This window comes from Rhodococcus sp. RD6.2 (assembly GCF_001040705.1).
Lineage (GTDB): Bacteria > Actinomycetota > Actinomycetes > Mycobacteriales > Mycobacteriaceae > Rhodococcus_G.
This window is the reverse complement of sequence record NZ_CVQP01000010.1, coordinates 140,593-158,725: the sequence shown is the minus strand read 5'-3', so window position 1 is coordinate 158,725 and position 18,133 is coordinate 140,593. Positions and strand designations below refer to the sequence as shown.

General features: G+C 67.6%; 17 protein-coding genes and 2 tRNA genes. 3 read left to right on the top strand and 16 right to left on the bottom strand.

The genetic code is table 11. The annotated features are described in order from the left end of the window. Positions 1-55: 55 nt before the first annotated feature. Together RHCRD62_RS21670 and RHCRD62_RS21665 are read right to left on the bottom strand one after the other, a co-directional pair. Complete coding sequence (locus RHCRD62_RS21670) at positions 56-715, bottom strand: aminodeoxychorismate/anthranilate synthase component II (RefSeq protein WP_050066824.1); 660 nt, start codon at positions 713-715, stop codon at positions 56-58. 24 nt (positions 716-739) lie between these two features. Further along, positions 740-1,474, bottom strand: coding sequence for a DUF881 domain-containing protein (locus tag RHCRD62_RS21665; protein ID WP_050066823.1), 735 nt, complete (start codon positions 1,472-1,474; stop codon positions 740-742). A 192-nt stretch (positions 1,475-1,666) separates the two neighbouring features. Between RHCRD62_RS21665 and crgA the strand changes: the two genes are divergently transcribed. Beyond that, positions 1,667-1,930, top strand: a complete 264-nt coding sequence (crgA, locus tag RHCRD62_RS21660) for a cell division protein CrgA (protein WP_050066822.1) — start codon at positions 1,667-1,669, stop codon at positions 1,928-1,930. Between the two features lie 92 nt (positions 1,931-2,022). Next, a complete protein-coding gene (locus RHCRD62_RS21655) occupies positions 2,023-2,472 on the top strand; it encodes a PH domain-containing protein (RefSeq protein ID WP_050066821.1) in 450 nt (149 codons plus the stop codon). Positions 2,473-2,475: 3 nt separating this feature from the next. On the opposite strand, the gene RHCRD62_RS21650 is transcribed toward RHCRD62_RS21655, so the two are convergent. Together RHCRD62_RS21650 and RHCRD62_RS21645 are read right to left on the bottom strand one after the other, a co-directional pair. After that, on the bottom strand, positions 2,476-3,432 hold the full coding sequence (locus RHCRD62_RS21650) for a rhomboid family intramembrane serine protease (protein ID WP_050066820.1): 957 nt from the start codon (positions 3,430-3,432) through the stop codon (positions 2,476-2,478). Positions 3,433-3,448: 16 nt separating this feature from the next. After that, the gene (locus RHCRD62_RS21645; protein ID WP_050066819.1) at positions 3,449-3,976 is read right to left on the bottom strand and encodes a peptidylprolyl isomerase; all 528 of its coding nucleotides are present in this window, start codon (positions 3,974-3,976) and stop codon (positions 3,449-3,451) included. A gap of 82 nt (positions 3,977-4,058) precedes the next feature. On the opposite strand from RHCRD62_RS21645, the gene RHCRD62_RS21640 reads away from it, so the two are divergent. Beyond that, a complete protein-coding gene (locus RHCRD62_RS21640; protein WP_050066818.1) occupies positions 4,059-4,514 on the top strand; it encodes a hypothetical protein in 456 nt (151 codons plus the stop codon). 57 nt (positions 4,515-4,571) lie between these two features. On the opposite strand, the gene RHCRD62_RS21635 is transcribed toward RHCRD62_RS21640, so the two are convergent. The 12 genes from RHCRD62_RS21635 to gyrB form a co-directional block, all read right to left on the bottom strand. After that, entirely contained in the window at positions 4,572-5,846 is a 1,275-nt protein-coding gene (locus RHCRD62_RS21635; RefSeq protein ID WP_172671120.1) for a lipase family protein, read from the bottom strand. Between the two features lie 217 nt (positions 5,847-6,063). Continuing rightward, a tRNA-Ala gene (locus RHCRD62_RS21630) sits at positions 6,064-6,136 on the bottom strand. A 7-nt stretch (positions 6,137-6,143) separates the two neighbouring features. Further along, the gene (locus RHCRD62_RS26205; protein WP_216596658.1) at positions 6,144-6,254 is read right to left on the bottom strand and encodes a DLW-39 family protein; all 111 of its coding nucleotides are present in this window, start codon (positions 6,252-6,254) and stop codon (positions 6,144-6,146) included. 27 nt (positions 6,255-6,281) lie between these two features. Then, positions 6,282-6,355: transfer RNA gene (locus RHCRD62_RS21625), tRNA-Ile, on the bottom strand. A 118-nt stretch (positions 6,356-6,473) separates the two neighbouring features. Continuing rightward, a complete protein-coding gene (locus tag RHCRD62_RS21620) occupies positions 6,474-7,973 on the bottom strand; it encodes a DUF3566 domain-containing protein (RefSeq protein ID WP_084734427.1) in 1,500 nt (499 codons plus the stop codon). Continuing rightward, complete coding sequence (gyrA, locus tag RHCRD62_RS21615) at positions 7,974-10,487, bottom strand: DNA gyrase subunit A (RefSeq protein WP_050066817.1); 2,514 nt, start codon at positions 10,485-10,487, stop codon at positions 7,974-7,976. A 194-nt stretch (positions 10,488-10,681) separates the two neighbouring features. Next, positions 10,682-11,491, bottom strand: a complete 810-nt coding sequence (locus RHCRD62_RS21610) for an MHYT domain-containing protein (RefSeq protein ID WP_050066816.1) — start codon at positions 11,489-11,491, stop codon at positions 10,682-10,684. A 50-nt stretch (positions 11,492-11,541) separates the two neighbouring features. Continuing rightward, positions 11,542-12,093 carry a GTP-binding protein gene (locus RHCRD62_RS21605; protein ID WP_050066815.1) on the bottom strand — a complete coding sequence of 184 codons (552 nt, stop codon included), beginning with the start codon at positions 12,091-12,093 and terminating at the stop codon, positions 11,542-11,544. Between the two features lie 19 nt (positions 12,094-12,112). Continuing rightward, entirely contained in the window at positions 12,113-12,487 is a 375-nt protein-coding gene (locus RHCRD62_RS21600; RefSeq protein WP_050066814.1) for a DUF742 domain-containing protein, read from the bottom strand. 10 nt (positions 12,488-12,497) lie between these two features. Further along, a complete protein-coding gene (locus tag RHCRD62_RS21595; RefSeq protein ID WP_050066813.1) occupies positions 12,498-12,911 on the bottom strand; it encodes a roadblock/LC7 domain-containing protein in 414 nt (137 codons plus the stop codon). Then, positions 12,908-15,754 carry a sensor histidine kinase gene (locus RHCRD62_RS21590; protein ID WP_050066812.1) on the bottom strand — a complete coding sequence of 949 codons (2,847 nt, stop codon included), beginning with the start codon at positions 15,752-15,754 and terminating at the stop codon, positions 12,908-12,910. Before RHCRD62_RS21590 ends, RHCRD62_RS21595 begins: the two co-directional genes overlap by 4 nt. A 331-nt stretch (positions 15,755-16,085) precedes the next feature. Then, positions 16,086-18,095, bottom strand: a complete 2,010-nt coding sequence (gyrB, locus tag RHCRD62_RS21585; RefSeq protein WP_050066972.1) for a DNA topoisomerase (ATP-hydrolyzing) subunit B — start codon at positions 18,093-18,095, stop codon at positions 16,086-16,088. Positions 18,096-18,133 lie beyond the last annotated feature (38 nt).

Here is an 18,133-nt window from a genome sequence, read left to right as displayed (position 1 = left end):
CATTCAGGAACAAAGGGAAGAACAGTTCCGCCTGCAATGAGCGGCGGGCGGAGCGTCAGGACGCGGTCAGGGCGTCGCCCAGGGCCCGGGCGACCTCCGACTCGAGCGACGCGACCAGGGCCTCCGAGGGCCGCTCACCGCACACTTCGAGCCAGTTCGCGAGCATCCGGTGGCCGCCCTGCGTGAGCACCGACTCCGGATGGAACTGGACGCCGTGGATCGGCAGGTCGCGATGACGCAACGCCATCACGATTCCGGTGTCGGTGTGCGCGGTCGGGATCAGCTCGTCCGGCATCGTCTCCGGCAGCACCGTGAGGGAGTGGTAGCGGGTCGCAGTGAAAGGACTCGGCAGGCCCGCGAGGACTCCAGTGCCGTCATGGGTGACCTGGCTGGTCTTGCCGTGCAGCAACTCGGGCGCGCGGTCGACGGTCGCACCGAACATGGCGCCGATCGACTGATGTCCGAGGCACACGCCGAGCAGCGGCGTCGACGCGTCCGCACACGCCTTGACCAGGTCCATGCTGGCGCCCGCACGCTGCGGGGTGCCGGGGCCGGGGCTCAGCAGGATGCCGTCGAACTCCGCCGCGACGGCGGCACGGTCGTCGAGACGCGGATCGTCGTTGCGCCACACCGTCGCCGTCGTGCCCAGCTGTCCGAGGTACTGGACCAGGTTGAAGACGAAGCTGTCGTAGTTGTCGACGACGAGGATGCGCATGGCGCCAGGATAAGCGGCACCGCGTCAGCGGGCGAACTTGGTGCGCATCTGACCGTCGAACGCGGGCACCGTCAGCGAATCCGACGTCGACTGCGTGTATCCGAGGCCGTAGCGGACCGCGTACTGCTTGAACAGGCGGACGCCGGGTTCGGCGTCGAGTGCCGCGGTGAGCCGGGCCGGGTCACCGAGTGCCGTCATCACGTACGGCGGACTGTAGGTGCGCCCGTGCAGGAGGAGGGTGTTGCCGATGCAGCGCGGTGCGGACGTACTGACGATGCGCTGATCCTGCATTCCGACCGCGGTCGCACCGCCCGCCCACAGCGCGTTGAGCACGGACTGCACGTCCTGCTGATGCACGACCAGGTCGTCGGGACGGGCACCGGCCGGGTAGTTGCCGTCCGAATCGCGGGACGCGTCCGTCATCGTGACGGTGACGCCGGGTCCGATGACCTCGGATCGCCCCGCTTCCCCCTCGAGGGCGCGCACCTGGTCGAGCACCGCCGCGACGTCGCTGTCGGAGTACCCCGCGGTGTCCTGCAACTCCTCGACCCGCGTGGCGAGACCGTCGTGTTCGGCGGTGACGCCGTCGAGGTCGGACTGCGCAGCCCTGACGAGGTCGGACAGCCTGGTGGTGTCGCCGCGCCGCAACTCGTCCCCCGCGGAGACTTCCCGGGCGGTCGCGAACAGCAGCCCCGCGACGAGGCAGACGATCGGTACGCACACGAGCCAGAACCGCGACCGGCGGACGGGTTCGGTCATGTGTCGCCTCCCGGCACGATCGGGTGTGAGCGGCACCGGGGACGGACCCGACCGGATCGCGCCTGCGTTGGCGTGTTCCCCGCTACCGTAGGCTCGAATGTACCTGGCAGGCGTCGACGACGACGCCGACCGCCGCGCGTACACCGTTCATCCACAGGGCCTGCCGCCCTGATCACATCACCCGAGGACGTCATGCCGAAGTCGAAGGTCCGGAAGAAGACGGACTACAACATCGCCCCTGCGAACCGCACGCCGGTGAAGATCAAGGCCGGGCCGTCGAGCCCGATCTATGTGTCGGTGATGCTCGGCCTGATGCTGATCGGCCTCGCGTGGCTCGTCGTGTACTACCTCGCGGGCGACCAGATCGATTTCATCAACAACCTCGGCGCCTACAACTTCCTCATCGGGTTCGGCTTCATGGTTGCCGGTCTGATCATGACGATGCGGTGGCGCTGACCTCGGGTTTCGTCGACCCTCGCGGGTGTCAATTACACACCTGTCATTAATCCCCATGTGGATAACCTCTGTGGATAACTACGGGAGTATCTGTGCACAACCCGCACACGAGTTGGTCGACACCCACCGCGGCGCTCGCGGCGACCGGCATCGGCGGTGTCGCGATGGCGGTCGCCGCGGTGACGCTGGCCGCTGACCCCGCAGGCCGGTTCCTCATCGGACTGGCCGCGCTCGGGCTCCTCGTCGTCACCGCACTGGGCCTGCGGCAGCGGCCCCGCCTCGCGATCCGCGACGACAACAGCGGGATCGTCCTCCAGCGACTCGGCGGCACGCTCGACGTGCACCGCGGCGACCTGAGCCGGGTGCGCATCGTGCGCTACCCGCGACTCGGCCGTCGCGTCCCGATGTTGGAGATCGACGTGCGGCCTCCGGGATCCGACGACGACAAGCTGATCGTGTTCGGTCGTTGGGATCTCGGCACCGATCCCTCGACGGTGTTCGAGGCGTTGAACTCCCGCGGCCTCGTCCCACCCCCGAGGTGAACGTCAGAGGCCGAACTCGCTGCGCAACTGCGCGGCACGAAGCCCGATGAGGCCGACGGTGACGAGCGCGACAACGGCAAGCCCGATCCAGCCGATCCGAATTGCCTTCTCCCGGTCCTGCCCCGCGCCGAGCCACTGCGGCGCGTAGAGAAGTGCTGCCGCAGCAGCAGCGCCCGCGACCAGCCCGCCCAGGTGTCCGAAGATCGAGATGCCGGGCACCGTGACGCTGATGATCACGTTGATCGCGATCACGCCGACCACGGGGGCCGGACTGCGGCGAAGCTTGAGAAGAATGACGGCCTGAGCTCCCATGATGCCGAAGATCGCACCGGAAGCACCCGCGGTGAAGCCGCCGTTCTCGAAGGCCATCACGGACGCCGACCCGCCGAGCAGCGAGATCAGATAGACACACAGGTATCGCGAACGCCCGAACACCAGCTCGGTGTCGCGCCCGAGGATGTACAGCGCGAACATGTTGACCGCCAGGTGCAGCAACCCGAAGTGCAGGAAGCCGCTGCCCAGGATCCGCATCCAGTCACCGTTCGCGACGTCCAGCGGCGACAGCACCCACCGGCCGAAGAGTTCCGAATCGAAGACCGCCGCACCGGTGAACGGGTTCACGAACCCGCGGCCGTTGTCCATCACCGACTGCGCCTGCAGCGCCGTCACCAGGAAGACGACGACGTTGATCGCCATCAGCACATACGTCACGACCGGTGTCGGGAGCCCGGACCGGACCGGAGCACCCGCAACCGTGCGCACCTGTGCGGTTCGCCTGTTGTCCTCGGCGACGCAGTCCACGCAGTGCTGACCGACCGAGGCCGGACGGAGGCATTCGGGGCAGGCGGGGCGTCCGCAGCGCGTGCAGGACAGCCCGGTGGGGCGGTCCGGGTGCCGCACGCACCGCGGTTGGGGTGGGATGCCCTCGCCGGGCCCACCGCCCCAACCGGGGTTCGTCATCTGGTTCCTCGGTGGATCAGGAGATGGTGATGCTGTTGATCACGACCGGCTCGACCGGTCGGTCGGAGCGGTCGACCGGGGTGGACGAGATGGCGTCGACGACCTTCTTCGACTCCGCGTCGACGACCTCACCGAAGATGGTGTGGCGACGGTTCAGGTGCGGGGTCTTGCCCGTGGTGATGAAGAACTGCGAGCCGTTCGTGCCCGGGCCTGCGTTCGCCATGGCCAGCAGGTAGGCGCGGTCGAACTGCAGCTCGGGGTGGAACTCGTCGGCGAACTTGTAGCCCGGGCCGCCGCGGCCGGTACCGGTCGGGTCGCCGCCCTGGATCATGAAGCCGTCGATGACGCGGTGGAAGATGGCGCCGTCGTAGAACGGGCCGGACTTCTCGCCCTTGGCGTTCTCGGTGCTGTAGTCGGCGGACCCGTCGGCCAGGCCGACGAAGTTGGCGACCGTCTTCGGCGCGTGGTTGCCGAACAGGGCGATCTTGATGTCGCCACGGTTGGTGTGCAGCGTTGCGGTTGCGGTCTGATTCGGTGTGCTCACCCCTCCATGGTGCCATTCACGCGGCGCCACGGCGCCACGCGCACGCACGAAGTGTCCTGGGAACATGTGCGAGAGTGGACAGATGACGTGCGCGACGAAGCAGACCCCGACTCCGGAACCGGTCGACCGCGATACCGAATCCTCCAGCCCCACGGCTCAATCGACAGCACTGCGACTCGCTCGGGCGTCCGCCCTCGGCGTCGCGAAGGGCACCGGCAGCGCGGCGAAGACCGTCGGCGCACTCGGCGCCTACCTCGCCGGCCAGGGGTACGCGCTGGCGAAGTCCGGACTGACGCGGTCGAAGGCGCTGCCCGTGGTCGCCCTCGTCGACGAGGACGTGATCGTGGCCTCCGCCGCGGAGCCGGCACGACGCGGTCGCGCGCTGCGCAGGGTTCTCGTTGTCGGAGCGCTCGGGGCAGCGGTCGCCGCAGGGGTCGCGGTGTGGCGACTGCGCAGGCCCGAACCCGCACCGGTCGCCGCGCAGCCGCCCAGCCTTCGCGACTTCGATGCCCCCGAAGCAGGAGAGCCGACACCGTAGATCGGTTTCACGTGGAACGGGCCCGACGGATGTCGGGCCCGTTCTGTTGTGTCAGGGTCAGCAGTTGCCCGCGGTGGGTACCCCGTTGAAGCGATCCAGCATGAATTGCGTCGCCTCGGGAAGTCCGAGCAGCATCGGCGCGACATGGTTCACCCCGAGGCCCCGGCCCATGGCCGGCGCAGCGTTCTCGGTGAACTGGACGGTTGCCCCGGCTGCACACCAGTCCGTCGCCAGCTGGGCAGCCTGCCCGAACGGCACGATGTCGTCCTGGATCCCGGACTGCACCAGCGCCGGCGCGGACGGCGTGAGGCGTCCGATCCGCTGCCGGTCCAGCAGTTCCCTCGCCACCGGCAATCGGTCCAGCACCACCGACAGCGGTTCACCGCTGCGGGTGAAGCTCGATGTCTGCTGGAATCCGAATGCCGCGGCGGTCTCCGCGACGCACTGGTCGGCGACCCGCGCCAACATGTCCCGGCCGCGGTCGTTGATCTCGACGTCGAGCGACGGGCGCAGCTCCGGGTACGCCTCGACCAGACTGTTGATGGCGTAGCCGATCGCACCCGTCAGCGACGAGCCGTCGATTTCCTCGAGAGTCGCGAACAGATCCGCTGGCGGCGCTCCCGCGTACGTCCCCTTGACGTCCAGTTCCGGCGCGTACTGCGGTGCCAACTCGGCCGCGGCCGCGGCCGCACCACCGCCCTGGGAGTAACCCCAGAATCCGACGGGACCGTCCGGCGCGATGGAGGTCCCCGGCAGCGCCTGCGCCGCGCGCACCGCGTCCAGGACGGCGTGCGCCTCCGATTCGCGGTTGACGTAGGTGTGGACGCCTTCGGTTCCGAGTCCCTCATAGTCCGTGACCACGACCGCGACGCCGCGCAGCAGCAGGTTGTTCACCGCGATCGATTCGTATTCGACCATCGGCGCGAGGTGACTGTCGACGTTCACGACCTGCCCGAACAACTTGGACGGCGCGCACTGGTCGCCCTGACCGTGGGTTCCGATCGCGACGCTGACCAGCGGCCGCTCCCCCGCTCCGGTCCACGGTGCCTGTGGATCGAAGTACGTGCCGGTGACCGCGATCGGTTCACCGTTTGAGTCGGCCGTGCGGTACATGATGCGCGTCGAGTCGGCAGGCAGTCCGCCGGTGGCCGTCGGAACCCTCAGGAGCATCGATGCCGGCTCGCTGCGGATCAGTTGGCCGGCCGCCGCAGGCAGTTCCGACGGCGTCGAGTAGAAGTCGGCCGGTGCCGCGCTCGCCTGGGCGGACCCCGTCACCGCACCCATCGCCAGTACGGCGGCGAGGGCGCACTGCACCCCTTTGCTGTTCACCACGTCGAGAACCCCCGAGAAGTTAGATGTTACCGTCAGTAACATATTGTTTCGGCAGGCTAGCACGGTGTCGGGCGTCACCGGGACTGCCGGATATGACACTGCAAACGAACCCTGCTCCGTCGGCACACAGAGTTGTCCACAATTCCACAGGCACCAACACAAAACACCCCCACCGGAATCGGTGAGGGTGTTCGTCGAGCTCGTATGCACTTCCTTGTGGAGCCTAGGAGATTCGAACTCCTGACATCTGCCTTGCAAAGGCAGCGCTCTACCAACTGAGCTAAGGCCCCGTCCGCGTCAGCGGCTGGTGACCTCGTGCCAGACATCTTCGCTGTCACGCTGCGCTCGCAGCTTGACGATTCCGAAGATCACTGCCACAGCGGTCAAGGCCACAAACAGAATCTTCATCCGCGAATCCTTCGTCGACACGGGGAGTGGGCCTAGGAGGACTTGAACCTCCGACCTCTTCGTTATCAGCGAAGCGCTCTAACCGCCTGAGCTATAGGCCCGTGTCCGGCTCGGGAAACACTCTCTCGAACCGAGGCATGACACTACCTCACCGACCCGCAGCCACCAAAATCGGGCCGGTGAGGCAGCGAAAGACCAGGTCAGGCGCCGCAGAACCGGTCAGTCACGATCAGCCAACGTCACCTCGACACCGCCGACGAGATCGGTGCAGAGGTTGTAGATGAACGCACCCACGGTGGCGAGTGCGGTGAACAGGATGATGTTGATACCGCCGATGAGGGCCGAGTACCCGAACACCTGCCCCGCGGTCACAAGACCGGACTCCGACGTCTCCGACACGATGTCGGTGAACGCATTGTTCAGTCGATCCCACACGCCCATGCCGTCCAGCACGACGTACAGGAACCCGATCGCGAACATCCACACGAAGAACATCGCGACCGACAGCACCAGCGCGACCTTGAGGGTGGACCAGGGGTCGACCTTGCGGATCTGCACCGAGGCACGCAGTGGGTCCCCGACCGGCGTCGATGCCGCGACGACCACCGACGGACGCTTACCCGTTGCCTTCGCAGGCTCCGCCTCAGTCACTGGGACCGGCGTCGGATGCCGGACCTCGGACAGGTCGGGCAGGTCCTTGGCCAGGTCGGTGCGGTCGATGTGCCTGGTCGGCCCGTCGATGACGCCGGCCTTCGCCTGAGCGGCCTGCTTCCGCGCTTGGTCGCCTGCCGGGCGACCCTGGGCCGCACGCGCCGCCGGCGGCGGACTCTGCGGCGCAGCCTGCGGTGCTGCCTTCTGTGGCGCCGACTGCGCAGCAGGCTTCTGAGCGCCTGCCTGCGGTGCAGCCTTCTGCGGTGCACCGTTCTGCGGTGCAGCCTTCTGCGGTGAAGCCGGAGCGGCAGGCTTCTGAACGCCTGCCTGCGGTGCACCGTTCTGCGGCGCGGCCTTCTGCGGTGCACCGTTCTGCGGCGCGGCCTGCGCAGCCGGCTTCTGCGCCCCTGCCGCCGGCACCGGCTTCGTGGCAGGCGAGGGAACCGGCTCGGACGGGCTCTGCGACTTCGGCGCGCCCGACGAGGACGGTGTTCCCTGCTGCGCTGCGGGCTTCGCCTGGGGCGCCGCTGCCGGACGGGGAGCCTGTGCCCCCGCGGGTGACGGCGTTCCGGCGGGCGGCTGCTGCGGTCCGGCCGGTCGGGATGCGGGGGCGGGCGGAGTGCCCGCACCCTGCGGCCCACGCTGCCACGGCGGCGTCTGCGCACCGGTCCGGGTGGGTCCGGCGCTGACGGCACCGGAACGTCCGGACGCCTGCGGCCCCGCGGCTCCCGACTGAGTCGGGGAACCACCCTGTACCGGCGAAGCACCCCGTTCCGCGGAACCACCCTGGGGCGCGGGCCCACCCGCCTGCGATCCCGGCACGCCCGACTTCGGCGCATCGGCAGGTGCCGACTTGGAGTCCCCGCCCACCGCTGCGGTGGCCGACCCGTTCGATCCCGGCTTCTCCCCCGGGTTCTTCACCGGATCGGCGTTCTTCGCAGGGTCGGCCGACTTTCCGTTGGCCGACCCGTTCGCCACGCCACTCGACCCGTTGTTCGGGCCAGTGTTCGGCTCGGTAGAACCCACCGGGATCGGCCGGTCACTACCCGGCTGGTGGGGAGTGCTCACTTACGACTCCTTCGCTGCGTCAGTCGCGGCGGTGTCCGACTCTTCGGGTTCGTCGGCGTTGCGCGCGATCGCGAGCAGGGTGTCGCCTTCCCCGAGATTCATCAACCGCACGCCCTTGGTCTGCCGGCCTGCCTTGCGGACTTGCTTGGCTGCCGTACGGATCACGCCTCCACCGGAGGTGATGGCGTACAACTCGTCGTCGTCGTCGGCGATGAGCGCTCCGACCAGGGTGCCACGCTTGGGGTCGTACTGGATCGTCAGCACTCCCTTGCCGCCGCGACCCTGCACCGGGTAGTCCTCCATCGCGGTCCGCTTGGAGTAACCGCCGGACGTCGCGACCAGCAGGTACGTGCCCTCCCTGACGACATTCAGCGACAGCAGCGCGTCCTCGCCGTTGAAGCGCATGCCCTGGACACCGGACGTTGCGCGCCCCATCGGCCGCAGCGCCTCGTCGGTGGCGGAGAACCGGATGGACTGCCCCTGCTCGGACACGAGCAGCAGGTCGTCGTCCGCGGAGCACAGCACAGCGCCGACCAGTTCGTCCTCGCCACGCAGGTTGATCGCGACGATGCCGCCCGACCGGTTGGAGTCGAAATCGGAGAGCTTCGACTTCTTGACCAGGCCGTTGCGGGTCGCGAGCACCAGGTAGGGCGCGTCCTCGTACGACTGCAGGCGGATGACGCCCTGGATCCGCTCGTCCGGCTGGAACGCCAGCAGGTTCGCGACGTGCTGCCCGCGGGCGGTCCGACCGGTCTCGGGCAGCTCGTAGGCCTTCGCGCGGTAGACGCGTCCCTTGGTCGTGAAGAACAGCAGCCAGTCGTGCGTCGAGGTGACGAAGAAGTGCCGGACCAGGTCGTCCTGCTTCAGCTCGGCACCCTTGACGCCCTTGCCGCCGCGCTTCTGCGAGCGGTACAGGTCGGTCTTCGTCCGCTTGGCGTATCCGGTTTCGGTGATCGTGACGACCACGTCCTCGCGGGCGATCAGGTCCTCGTCGGCGACGTCACCGTCGGCGGCGATGATCCGGGTGCGGCGGTCGTCGCCGTACTTGTCGACGATCTCCTTGAGCTCGTCGCGGACGATGGCGCGCTGACGCTCCGGCTTCGCGAGAATGTCCTGGTAGTCGGCGATCTCGAGCTCGATCTCGGCGAGCTCGTCGACGATCTTCTGCCGTTCGAGGGCGGCGAGGCGACGCAGCTGCATCGCCAGGATCGCGTCGGCCTGGATCTCGTCGACGGTGAGCAGGTTCATCAGGCCCGCACGCGCGACGTCGACGGTCTGCGAGGCGCGGATCAGCGCGATGACCTCGTCGAGGGCGTCGAGGGCCTTGACGAGGCCGCGCAGGATGTGGGCGCGTTCCTCGGCCTTGCGCAGCAGGTAGCGGGTCCGCCGGACGATGACCTCGAGCTGATGGGTCACGTAGAGGCGGATCATCTGGTCGATGCGCAGGGTGCGCGGCACACCGTCGACGATGGACAGCATGTTGCAGCCGAACGTCGTCTGCAGCTGCGTGTGCTTGTAGAGGTTGTTCAGCACGACCTTCGCCACGGCGTCGCGGCGGACCGTGACGACGATGCGCAAGCCTGCGCGATCCGAGGACTCGTCGTGGATGTCGGAGATCCCGGCGATCTTCGCGTCCTTGACCTGCTCGGCGATCGCGTTGACGAAGTTGTCGGTGTTGACCTGGTAGGGCAGCTCCGTGATGACGATCGTGGTCTGCCCCTTGGCGTTCTCCTCGATCTCCACGACGCCACGCATCCGCACCGAGCCGCGGCCGGTCCGGTAGGCGTCCTGGATGCCCTGGCCGCCGACGATCAGGCCCGCGGTCGGGAAGTCGGGGCCCTTGACGCGCTCCATGACGGCTTCGAGGGTGGCCTCGTCGTCGGCCTCGTGGTTCTCGAGCACCCAGTAGATGGCCTCCGCAACCTCACCGAGGTTGTGCGGCGGGATGTTGGTGGCCATACCGACGGCGATGCCGTTCGAGCCGTTGATCAGCAGGGCCGGAATGCGGCTCGGCAGAACCGTCGGCTCCTGCGTCTTGCCGTCGTAGTTGGGCGCGAAGTCGACCGTGTCGTGGTCGATCTCCCGCAGCATCTCCATCGCCAGCGGCGTCAGGCGGCACTCGGTGTATCGCATGGCGGCGGCGCCGTCGTTGCCTCGGGAACCGAAGTTGCCCTGGCCGTCGACCAGCGGGTACCGCAGCGACCACGGCTGCGCCATACGCACGAGGGTGTCGTAGATCGACGAGTCGCCGTGCGGGTGGTAGTTGCCCATGGTGTCGGCGACCGGTCGCGCGGACTTCACGTAGCCGCGGTCCGGGCGGTAGCCGTTGTCGTACATCGCGTAGAGCACGCGCCGGTGAACGGGCTTGAGACCGTCACGCACGTCCGGCAGGGCGCGGCCGACGATCACGCTCATCGCGTAGTCGATGTAGCTGGACTGCATCTCCTGCTGAATGTCCACAGGCTCTACGCGGTCGTGCCCCGGTTCGTCCGGCGGCAACGTGGTGTCAGTCATCGGCTCCTCTTCTTCTCAGCATCGGTGTGCCGGGTGCGACGGCCGCGGACAGAGCCCACGGACCCGGGGCGACGGTGACTTCGGAAGGCCGAGCTCCCGACGTCCCGCGTCGCACAACCACACAAGTCTATAGGTGCTGGTCAGCTAGAAGCGGCAGCCTCGGCGGCGTGGAACCGATCGAAGGGTGCCACGCGTCATCTTCGCTCGACTTCCCGCTGCGTCCAAGCGCGTGCCTGCGCCTCGAGTTCCGCGGTCACGCGGTCCGGGGCCATGAGCAGAGCCGTGATCGGCACCACGAGGATCAGCATGCTCAGCACAAAGGCGGCGAACAGGATGACGAAGATCTCGGCTCCCGGTGGGATCGGCGCAGAGTCGTCGATCCGGACGCGCAGCGACGCCATCATCGCCGCGTGCATCAGCACGGGGGCCAACGCAACCCCGATCGAACCACCGACGAGGGTGACGCGCCTGACGTCGGCCTGGGACAACCACACCACGCCGAGCGAGCCGAGTACCGCGATCACCGCCGCGACCGCGATCAGCGCGCCGTCCATGTACGTGCGGCCCTGGACCTCGATCGACCGCATCGCGACGTAGAAGCCCACCGTCAGGCCGAGTCCCATGACGACCGCGGCCACCATGTTCGTGACGATTCTGGTGTCGCTGCTGGCCTGCCCGTCGGCGGAGGTCCGCCGCCTGCTCAGGAGCAGACCCGCGAAACTGGCCGCGTCACAGATCAGCAGCGATGTCACCGCACCGATCCGGTCGAAGCGGATCACGCTGCCGTCGACGGAGAAACCGGCCAGCGCGATGATGGTCGGGAGCCAGAACGCGACCCCGCCGATTGCCAACGCAGCCAACACCATCCACACCCGGGGCCGGGTGGCGGAATAGGCGGCGCGGCGGGCACAGGCAATCCCGACATAGGTTCCCGTCGCGGCGATGGCGACGGCGAGGAAGATCACCCAGATCCCCATCGACAGGTTGTGCACTTGGTCCGACATGTGCGGATCGTCGCCTTTCGGTGATGGGGACTCGGGCCTGGACCGCTAGGTCAGGCGACCGTCTGACCGAGGCGGCGCAGCGCGTACTCGGTGACCGCGACGAGCGCGCTCTTCGCCGACTCGCGCTGCCGGGCGTCGATCGACAGGATCGGCACATCGGCGGGGATCGCCAACGCCTGCCGGATGTCCTCGGGGTGGTAGCGCGGAGCGTCGTCGAACTCGTTGATCGCCACCAGGAACGGCAGGTTCCTGGCCTCGAAGAAGTCGACGGCGGCGAAGGACTCGTCGAGCCTGCGCGTGTCGATCAGGACGATCGCGCCGATGGCTCCCCGGATCAGGTCGTCCCACATGAACCAGAATCGGTTCTGGCCGGGCGTCCCGAACAGGTACAGCACCAGGTCGTCGGCGAGGCTGATCCTGCCGAAGTCCATGGCCACCGTCGTCGTCGCCTTCTGCGGCGTGGCGCTGATGTTGTCGACGCCGGCGGAGGCGTTGGTGACCAGCGCCTCCGTCCGCAACGGAACGATTTCGGAGACAGTCCCGACGAGGGTCGTCTTGCCGACTCCGAATCCGCCGGCCACGACGATTTTCGTTGAAGTCACCTGGCTGTTGCGCCGGGTGTCAGATCTTGCGAAGTCCACCGAGGACCCTTTCGATCAGGTCGCGACGTTCCTTGTCGCTCGAGTCGTCCTGAAGTGTTGCCATGATCCGGACGTGCCCGGCCTCGACGAGGTCACCCACCAGTACGCGGGCGACTCCGATCGGAACGCCGACCCTGGCGGCGATCTCTGCAACAGAGGGTGATTGCGAACACAGTGCCACAATCGCCGAATCGACATCACCGAGTTCGAAAGCCCTGTTGTCCGGGTCGGGCAACGTCTGGATCAACGCCTCGATGGCCAGCTCGACCTTGGGCTTGGTTCGTCCCGAGGTCAGCGAATACGGCCGGACCAGACTCGGTCCGGCCACGCCGGGGGCGTCGTAGAACTCGTCCATCGTGTCTCCGTCAGGTACCGATCGACGTGCGCGGGACGGCCTGGACCGAAGCGCCGACCCGGTCGACCAGGAGGGCCATCTCGTATCCGATCTGCCCGATGTCGCAGTTGGTCGACGTCAGCGCGGCGAGGTGCGAACCGTCGCCGACGCTCATCAGCAGCAGGTAGCCGTGCTGCATCTCGACGACCGACTGCAGGACGCCGCCACCGTCGAACAGGTTCGACACGCCTGCAGACAGGCTCGCGAGACCGGAGGTGACGGCAGCGAGCTGCTCGGCACGATCGGTCGGCAGGTGTGCGCTACCCGCCATGAGCAGGCCGTCCGCGGAGACGAGGACGGCGTGCGACACGCCCGGGGTGTCCCGGGCGAAGTTCGAGACGAGCCAGTCCAGCGGATGGCCCTCGGACACATGATCGCTGCTCATCGATCTCCTTCATTGCTGTTGCCTTCGGTACGGCCCGCGGCACGGCCCGCCCGAATACCCATCTGATGTCGGCTGAGATTGTCGCGAACCGACTCCGGGTCACGCAGTCGCGCACGCGGTTCGGCGTTGTCGACACTGCCCGGAACGAGCCGTCGTCCCGGCATCCGCTGCGGGAGACCCGACTGCGTGTGCCGTTCGACCGGGGCAACGGAAGCCTGTTCCGCGGCCTGCCAGCCGGCGTCCGCGGCGGTGTTCCAGTCGCTGCTCGACCCGCCCGGTTGAGTCGGGTCGGTCAGCCAGTCCGAGACCATGCCGGAGAAGATCGGCGTCCCCGTCGCGGTGACGTCCTGCGTCGGAGGGGCGGACGGCCGGTTCTGGAAGAACGACGCGGTCTTGACCGGGTTGCTGCGGTAGCGGTGCCTGGTTCCCTGCGACTCGTTCGGGTCGTCCGGGTTCAGCGGATCGGGGCGCGCGCCGATCGGTTCCTGCGGCGGCGCCTTCTCCACCGCGACCTGCGGAGCCGAGGCGGGCCGCGGGGCGCCGCTGGCACCGGGCGTGCGCTGAGGAAGACCCGACGCGGCGCCGGGAACTCGTTGCGGCAGGCCGCTCAGTGTGAAGCTCTGCCCGTTCGTCTCCGGTTCGCCCGACCGGGATTCTGCTGTCGCCGGAGGCTGCACGGACGAGGACGACTCGGACGGAATCGAGGGCGCCACGAGCGCCGAAACCGGTGGTGCAACGGGTGCAGCCGGAGTCGGGTCGACGGGCGTCGCGGACGGCACAGGATCGGACGGCACACGCTCCGACGTACCTGGTTCTGCCTGCGAACCAGCCTGTTCGGGGGGCGTCGGGACCGGGGTGGGCGGCCGCAGGCGCTTCATCACGGACGTCGTCGGTTCGGCGACGAGCTGCGGCATCTCCCCGGACTGGACGACGGTTACCTGGGGCAGTCCCCCGGTGTCCAACCTGACCTGCGGCCCGGTGGCTTCCATCTCGACCGGCGACATCAGGAGGTTTGCCGGGACGTGCACGCTTGCGGTGATACCCAGCGGTCGGCCCTCGACCAACGACGACCGCAGCCGAACCGTCAATCCGTGGCGCGCGGAAAGGCGACTCGCCACGAACAGGCCCATGTGGCGTGCGGTTTCGGGGCCGACCTGGCCGCCGGATGCGAGTCGTTCGTTGATGACCGCCAGGTCGGCGGCGGGGATACCGATGCCCTGATCGGTGACCTCGAGGAGGACGCCGCCGTCGACCGCCCGTGCGAACGTGATCCGCACCCGGGTGTCCGGCGGGGACGCACGCAACGAGTTGTCGAGCAGTTCGGCCAGCAGGTGCACGATGTCTGTCGCGACTCCGCCGGAGAGGGCGCCGCTCGGCGTGCTTCCGACCTGGACCCGCTGGTACTCCTCGACCTCGGACATCGCGGCGCGGACCACGTCGCCGAGCTGCACCGGCGCCGACTGGGTCCGGCGCGTCTGGGTTCCCGAGAGAATGAGCAGGTTGTCGCCGTTGCGGCGCATACGTGCGGCGAGGTGATCGAGACGGAACAGGCTCTCGAGTCGCTTGGGGTCCTTCTCCTCGAACTCGAGGCTCTCGATGAGTCCGAGCTGCTGGTCGACGAGCGACTTGGAGCGCCGGGCCAGGGTCTCGAACATGTCCCCGATCTGCATGCGCAGTCCGGCCTGTTCGCCTGCCAGCTTGAGTGCCTGGCCGTGGATGTCGTCCACGGCGCGAGCGAGCTGGCCGATCTCTTCCGTCGTGTCGACCGGCAGTGGATCGAAGTTCTTCACGGCGTCGGCGTCGCCCGCCATGACCCGGTCGATGGCGTCGGGCAGGTCCTTCCTCGCGACCTGGAGTGCACCGAATCGCAGGCGCCGGATGGGTCCGACCAGCGACCGGGAGACGAGGAGGGCGAGGACGAGGGCGGCGAGCAGCGTCACGAGGACGATCGTCGCGTCACGCAGCGCGGCCGAACGCGTCTCCTCGGCCCTGTCGATGACGGTGGACGAGATGGCACTGGACGCCTCGTCGATGAGCGATCCGTAGATGTCGACGCTGTCGACGAGCGAGGCACGGAGTTCGAGCAGGGGCAGCGGGCCGCCGATCGCGGCGTCGATCATCCGGAGTCGGGAATGGACACCGTCCCGCAGCGCGTTCGTCTTGGCTTCGGCGTCCGGGTAGGACGTCGCGAGCGAATCGATCATCGCGAGCTCGGCGCCGGTAGCGGAGATCAGGTCGGTGAGCGGGGCCTTCGGGTCCTTGAGCAGCGCGATGGCGCCCGTGACCTGGTCGGCGAGTCGCCGCTGAGCGGACCACGCATCGACGAGGCGGGTGTGGGCGGCGACGACCTCGGGATCGTCGATCGGCGCGACGATCTCGTCGACGATCTTGGCCAGGTCGACACGAATCGCGGACGTGCGAGCGGGCAGGTCGGGGATGGGCGCACCGGCGCGCATCGCCGTCTGGATCTCTGCGATCTCTTGAACTGCTGCGTTGAGCTGTTCGGCCACCTCGGGGGACAGCTCGGGATTGGCGGCGGCGCCCCTGACCGTCTCGATCGACTGGTCGACGGCGTCGAGGTCCTCGGGCAGCATCGTGTTCACCGAGTAGCCTGCCGAGGCGAGACCGAAACGCGTTCCCAGGGTGACGATGTCGGGGACGTCCACGACCTGGTCGGCGGCGGAGCTGAAGTGCATGGCACGACTGAGCTCGTCCTGGACTCGCAGCCCACCGAGCACCATGGCGACTGTCAGTGGGATCGCGAGAACCGCGGAGACCTTCCACCGCAGTCCCCAGCCCTCGAGGTTCCACAGCCTGCGGACAGGCGTCGATTCTGTGTTCATCTCTCCAACGCTCACTTTCCACCCAGGTCCGGTGCTGGTCGCCGACCTGCACCGTCCTCCCCCATATCGAGTGTTCGTACGGGCGCCGAAAAACAGACTGCTGGGCGATATCGGAGTGTAAAGCCTGTTCGCTCACGACAGTACGTGGAATGTACCCAATTGGTTACCGTGTCGTTATCAAACTTGAATCCGAGATGCGACCACCGCGATCGTGTTGTGCACCACACGTCACAATTGTCACTTTCCGTCCCGAATCGCGACAGCGGAGACGGCCGGAGCCGCACCTTCGAGTGATTCATATCACACTCGGGTGCGGCTCCGGATCCGTCCGTCACACGTCCAGGAAACGGACATCCTTCGCATTGCGCGTGATGAAGCTGCGACGCGCCTCCACGTCCTCACCCATGAGGACGCTGAACAGCTCGTCCGCCGCCGCCGCGTCGTCCAGGGTCACCTGGCGAAGGACACGCACGGAAGGATCCATCGTGGTCTCCCACAGCTCCTTCGCGTTCATCTCGCCGAGACCCTTGTAGCGCTGGATGCCGTCGTCCTTGTTGATCTTCTTTCCTGCCGCGAGGCCGGCTTCGAGCAATCCGTCCCGCTCACGGTCCGAGTACGCGAACTCCGGATCGCTGCGCTGCCACTTCAGCTTGTACAGCGGCGGCATGGCCAGGTACACGTGGCCGTGCTCGACGAGAGGCCGCATGAAACGGAACAGCAGCGTCATCAGCAGTGTCGAGATGTGCTGGCCGTCGACGTCGGCGTCGGCCATGAGCACGATCTTGTGGTACCGCAGCTTCGCGATGTCGAACTCGTCGTGGATGCCGGTGCCGAACGCGGTGATGATCGACTGGACCTCGGTGTTCTTGAGGACGCGGTCGATGCGTGCCTTCTCGACGTTGATGATCTTGCCGCGCAGCGGCAGGATCGCCTGGTACATCGAGTCGCGGCCGGACTTCGCGGAACCGCCTGCGGAGTCGCCCTCCACGATGTAGATCTCGCACTTGCTCGGATCGTTGGAACGGCAGTCGGCGAGCTTGCCGGGCAGGCCTCCGATGTCGGTCGCGCTCTTGCGTCGGACCAGTTCACGGGCCTTGCGCGCCGCGAGCCGGGCCTGCGCCGAGGACACGGCCTTATTGACGATGGTCTTCGCGTCGGCCGGGTTCGACTCGAACCAGTGCGCGAGATGCTCGTTGCACGCCTTCTGCACGAACGACTTGACCTCGGTGTTACCGAGCTTCGTCTTCGTCTGGCCCTCGAACTGCGGTTCTCCGACCTTCACCGAGATGATCGCGGCGAGACCCTCACGAATATCGTCACCGCTGAGCTTCGGGTCCTTGTCCTTGAGCAGCTTCTTGTCCAGCGCGTACTTGTTGACCGTCGCGGTCAGCGCGGCACGGAAGCCCTCTTCGTGGGTGCCGCCCTCATGGGTGTTGATCGTGTTGGCGAAGGTGTGCACGGACTCCGAGTACCCGGAGTTCCACTGCATCGCGACCTCGAGCTCGTGGCCCGTGCCCTTCGCGGTGAACCCGACGACCGAGTTGTGGATGGCCTGCTTCGTGCGGTTGATGTGCCGCACGTAGTCCTCCAGGCCACCCGGGTAGTGGTAGGTGCGCGTGCGGACGGTCTCCTGCTCGGGCGCCTTCGTGGCCTCGGAGTCGTACTCCTCGTCTGCGGCCACCTCCTCGTCGCTGATCCGCTGGTCGGTCAGTGTGATGGTCAGCCCCTTGTTGAGGAAGGCCATCTCCTGCAGGCGCCGCGCCACCGTTTCCGCGTTGTACGTGGTGGTCTCGAAGATGTCCGGGTCCGCCCAGAATCGGACCGTCGTCCCGGTGCGGGTCGTCGCGTCGCCCTTGACCAGCTCACCCGGCTTCGCATTGGTGTAGGTCTGGTACCAGTGGTGGCCGTCGTTGTCGATCTCGACCTCGACCTTCGTCGACAACGCGTTCACGACGGAGATGCCGACGCCGTGCAGACCGCCCGAAACCGCGTACGCGTCCGAGTCGAACTTGCCGCCTGCGTGGAGCTGCGTCATGACGACCTCGACGGTGGGGACACCGGAGGCGTGCATGCCGGTCGGGATGCCACGGCCGTCGTCGATGACCTCGATACCGCCGTCGGCGAGCAGTGTCACGTCGACGCGCGTCGCGTGCCCCGCCATCGCCTCGTCGACCGAGTTGTCGACGACCTCCCAGATGAGGTGGTGCAGACCGCGTTCACCGGTGGAGCCGATGTACATGCCGGGACGTTTCCGGACCGCCTCGAGACCTTCGAGGACGGTGATCGAGGAGGCACCGTAGTCCTTGTTGCCGGTGCTCTTGTCTGACTTCTGGGCAGCCACGGGAGGTGTGCTCTCCTTCTCGTTCACACGACGGTCCA

Excerpts from the sequence above, each read along its gene's own strand:
- RHCRD62_RS21640 (WP_050066818.1), top strand. The coding sequence starts at position 4,059 with ATGACGTGCGCGACGAAGCAGACCCCGACTCCGGAACCGGTCGACCGC.
- RHCRD62_RS21650 (WP_050066820.1), bottom strand. The coding sequence starts at position 3,432 with ATGACGAACCCCGGTTGGGGCGGTGGGCCCGGCGAGGGCATCCCACCC.
- RHCRD62_RS26205 (WP_216596658.1), bottom strand. The coding sequence starts at position 6,254 with ATGAAGATTCTGTTTGTGGCCTTGACCGCTGTGGCAGTGATCTTCGGA.
- gyrA (WP_050066817.1), bottom strand. The coding sequence starts at position 10,487 with ATGACTGACACCACGTTGCCGCCGGACGAACCGGGGCACGACCGCGTA.
- RHCRD62_RS21610 (WP_050066816.1), bottom strand. The coding sequence starts at position 11,491 with ATGTCGGACCAAGTGCACAACCTGTCGATGGGGATCTGGGTGATCTTC.
- RHCRD62_RS21590 (WP_050066812.1), bottom strand. The coding sequence starts at position 15,754 with ATGAACACAGAATCGACGCCTGTCCGCAGGCTGTGGAACCTCGAGGGC.
- RHCRD62_RS21665 (WP_050066823.1), bottom strand. The coding sequence starts at position 1,474 with ATGACCGAACCCGTCCGCCGGTCGCGGTTCTGGCTCGTGTGCGTACCG.
- RHCRD62_RS21670 (WP_050066824.1), bottom strand. The coding sequence starts at position 715 with ATGCGCATCCTCGTCGTCGACAACTACGACAGCTTCGTCTTCAACCTG.
- RHCRD62_RS21595 (WP_050066813.1), bottom strand. The coding sequence starts at position 12,911 with ATGAGCAGCGATCATGTGTCCGAGGGCCATCCGCTGGACTGGCTCGTC.
- RHCRD62_RS21600 (WP_050066814.1), bottom strand. The coding sequence starts at position 12,487 with ATGGACGAGTTCTACGACGCCCCCGGCGTGGCCGGACCGAGTCTGGTC.
- crgA (WP_050066822.1), top strand. The coding sequence starts at position 1,667 with ATGCCGAAGTCGAAGGTCCGGAAGAAGACGGACTACAACATCGCCCCT.